The organism is Paraburkholderia sp. (assembly GCF_035656215.1).
Lineage (GTDB): Bacteria > Pseudomonadota > Gammaproteobacteria > Burkholderiales > Burkholderiaceae > Paraburkholderia.
Map to the genome: position 1 here is coordinate 1 of NZ_DASRSY010000159.1, position 2,290 is coordinate 2,290.

The 2,290-nt window shown below is 60.7% G+C and carries 3 protein-coding genes; all 3 read right to left on the reverse strand.

Annotated elements, in window-relative coordinates:
* Positions 1-739 (reverse strand): aminotransferase class III-fold pyridoxal phosphate-dependent enzyme (locus tag VFE81_RS09105; RefSeq protein ID WP_325044278.1); only part of this gene is annotated, 739 nt, incomplete at its 3' end.
* 33 nt (positions 740-772) lie between these two features.
* The gene (locus VFE81_RS09110) at positions 773-1,072 is read right to left on the reverse strand and encodes a carcinine hydrolase/isopenicillin-N N-acyltransferase family protein (protein WP_414695568.1); all 300 of its coding nucleotides are present in this window, start codon (positions 1,070-1,072) and stop codon (positions 773-775) included.
* 221 nt (positions 1,073-1,293) lie between these two features.
* Positions 1,294-2,148, reverse strand: a complete 855-nt coding sequence (locus tag VFE81_RS09115) for a MurR/RpiR family transcriptional regulator (protein WP_325044279.1) — start codon at positions 2,146-2,148, stop codon at positions 1,294-1,296.
* Positions 2,149-2,290 lie beyond the last annotated feature (142 nt).

Here is a 2,290-nt window from a genome sequence, read left to right on the forward strand (position 1 = left end):
CCATGCCCGACATGATCTCGTCGAGGATCAGCAGCACACCATAGCGATCGCACACCGCGCGAATCTTGCAGAAATACTCGCGCACCGGCGGCACGGCGCCGGCCGTTGCGCCCACCACTGTTTCCGCGACGAATGCGGCCACCGTGTCGGCACCGAGTTCAAGAATCTTCTGTTCGAGTTCGTCCGCGAGACGCTGTGCGAATTGCTCTTCGGATTCGTCGGCGCGCTGCTCGCGATACGCATAACAGGGGCTCACGTGATGCGCTTCGATCAGGATCGGCAGAAACGGCTCGCGCCGCCACGCATTGCCACCGATCGCCAGCGCCCCCAATGTGTTGCCGTGATAGCTCTGGCGCCGTGCAATGAAATGACGGCGCTGCAACTCGCCCTTCTCGACGAAATACTGCCGCGCCAGTTTCAGCGCCGCCTCGATCGCTTCCGAGCCGCCCGACACGAAGTACACGTGTTCGAGCCCGTGCGGCGCGTTCGCCACGAGACGGTCGGCAAGTTCCTCGGCGGCCTGGGTCGTGAAGAACGACGTGTGCGCATACGGCAATTGCTGCGACTGCCGTTTGATCGCGTCGATTACGCGCTGATTGCTGTGGCCGAGGCACGAAACGGCTGCGCCGCCCGAGGCGTCGATATAGCGCTTGCCGGTGGAGTCGATGATTTCGATGCCGTCACCGGCAACAGCCACCGGTAGCGATTGCTTCGGCGAGCGATGGAATACAGTGGACATGGTTTCACTTTCCTTTCTATTTGCGACGGCTGCTCAGGCGCCGATCTGCGCAGGCGATATGCGTGCGATGACGGTATCGAACGCGCATTGCCCCTGTCGATAAACTTTCATGGAGACGTCAGCGCGACCGATTTCGAAAAGCGCGGTGGCAAGCGTGTTTTCGTCGTCGGGATCGAGCGGATCATCGCGGTAGATTGGCAGGCCCGAAGGCGCGCGATCCTGCAACACGTCGAGCAACGCGGCCGGCTTGATTGGACTGGCGAGCGTGCTCAACAGATGGTCGACGCGCGCCTGCCGGTCACGCGAAGAATCGGTAACGTATAGTTGGTGAATACCGGCCTGGCGAGTTCGCCCAGCCTGTAGCCTATGTCATACGGCTCACCGCTCACCTGAAAAAGACTCAAATCCTGCTTCGACGCCACGACGCACACCCACTCAACAATCGGTACGTATTTATACGTCAATACAACATTTGTTGTCAAACAGTGTGACGGCGAAGCAGACGGAGCGTTTGCGCCCCAGGGCAGATATCTGCCAGACTCAGACGAAGCACATCAAGGCACGTACGCGCCCTTGTCATGCAACGATTGCTCGGCGATGCCGAGTTGCTCGACAGCACCCGCCCCTTCCAGCGCGAGCAGATGCGCGACGAGTGATTCGGAAATCGCCGTAGCCGCCACCAGCGAAGGAAAGAAAGAGGGGCTTTCGTGCGAAAAAATCAGCACCTTGTCGGCGTTCAACGCGATCGGCGAGACCGCGCTGTCTGTGATCGCGATCAGCTTGCTGCCCTTTTCCAGCGCTGCTTCGGCCACGCGCGCCGCTTCGACTGAATACGGCGCAAAACTGATGACGATGGTCGCGCTATCACGTTCGATCGTGCGCAGTTGCATCTCGAGCGTGCCGGCTTCGCCGTTGAGCAGCGACACGGACGGACGGAACAGCCGGTAGCCGTAGATAAGCCCGAACGCTACCGCATAACAGGAGCGAAAGCCCGCGACATGCACATGCGACGCGCGCCGCAACAGACGCGCCGCTTCCACGATCATGCGACCGTTGTGCGCGGCAGTGACTTCCAGATTGTGTTGTTGCGCGGCCAGCAGGTCGTGGGCCAGCGCATCTTTCGATTTGACGAGCGAACGGGCGCGGCTGGTGAGCGGCTCGGGCCGCGTGCGCACGCGCGCGACGAACAGGTTGCGTAATTCGTTCCAGCCGGGAAAACCCAATTGTTGCGACAGGCGCACCAGCGAAGCCGGTTGCACCTGCGCCCGCTCGGCTACTTTACGCATCGACGAGACCGCGACTTCGTCGGGATGATCGAGCAGGAACCCTGCTCCCATCTGGAACTGTGGACTCAGTTCGGAGAAGCGCGCCCGGATCAGGGCGGCAAGCTGGTCGAAACTGTCTGGCATGCGATATACCGGGCGAACGGTCGATAAGGATGACAACAAATGTTACCACCCGGTGCAGTCCCCAAACCCGCTTCAATGTGTCCGCTGCGGCAGTTTCCCGATGGCAACCAATATCCTCAGAACTTTGGGTGTAGTTGGCGGC